Genomic DNA, 1,202 nt, shown 5'->3' with positions numbered 1-1,202 from the left:
CAGAGGCAGAGGCGATTGCCAGGGCGCAGGCGGATGCAGAGGCTGAAATCTTGCGGCTTGCCGAAGTAGCCGAGAAGCTAAAGGCACAGCTTCTGCAAGCGCGGATTGAAGCTATGCTGGCTCCGGAGTTTCTGGCCGTCGGTGTTGCAACACATAACCAGAAAGGTGCGTGGAGCGGCATTCAATCGCTTGGGTTAAGCAATAATGAACTGCTTCAGCAGGTGATAAAGTCCACCAGCGACAATCCCCTCAACTTTGATACGCTTTCCGGCGAGGTTCATGCCACGCTTTCCGGTGTTCTGGCGCAGGACAATCACTTCATCTCCGATGCGGCGACTTCGCGCTTGCGCAATGGCTTTGGCGGGGTGGCAGGCAAGGCGCAGGCCGTTACCACACCATTGGCCTATGGTTCTGAGGGCAAGGCAAAGCAGAGCAATGCCTTTGCTGCAGTTGAACCTGCCGCTGCCACCACGGCGCTTTGGGGTGAGGCCTATGGCGCATGGGCGCATGCGGATGGCAATGGCAATGCTGCCGCTTACAACCGCAACACTGGCGGGTTTGCCACCGGCCTCGACGGCGTGATTGCCGAGAACTGGCGGCTTGGTGTTCTGGCCGGTTATGGCAGCACATCGCTGCATGGCAATGGCAAGGCATCGGTGGAGAACTATCAGGTGGGTGTCTATGGCGGCACCAAGCTTGATGCGCTCGGGCTTCGCTTTGGCGTCAATCTTGGCCAGCATGAGATCGAGACCAAGCGGAGCGCCGCGTTCGGCGGGCTGAATGAGGAGCATGAGGCTTCCTATGATGCGCGTTCCGTGCAGGTCTTCGGGGAACTCGGCTATCAGCTCGATACGCCCTATGCGGCGCTCGAACCCTTTGCGGCGGCACGCCATGTCCATGTCAAAACCGATGGCTTTGGCGAAGATGGCGCAACCAGCAATCTGACCGGTGCAGCATCAAGCATCGATCTAACGGTGACAACGCTGGGTCTGCGTGCCTCGCGCCAGTTCACCTTAAGCGAAAGCACCACGCTGACCGCACGCGCCATGCTGGGCTGGAACCATGGCTTTGGCGATGTGACGCCGCAGGCAAGCCTTGCCTTCAACGGCGGGCAGGGCTTTACGGTTGAAGGCACCGGCATTGCCAAGGATGCCGCTCTCATCGAGGCGGGATTGGACTTCGGCATTGGCAAGGCCACCAGC

The 1,202-nt window shown here is 59.7% G+C and carries 1 protein-coding gene; it reads left to right on the top strand.

All coding sequences use genetic code 11. The annotated features are described in order from the left end of the window. A partial coding sequence (locus AC6CHM_RS25095; RefSeq protein WP_498176066.1) for an autotransporter outer membrane beta-barrel domain-containing protein occupies window positions 1–1,202 on the top strand: 1,202 nt, incomplete at both ends.

The sequence above is a fragment of the Phyllobacterium sp. GQ127 genome, from assembly GCF_059758635.1.
The sequence above is the reverse complement of the archived record's forward strand: the minus strand, read 5'-3'. Positions and strand labels throughout refer to the sequence as shown.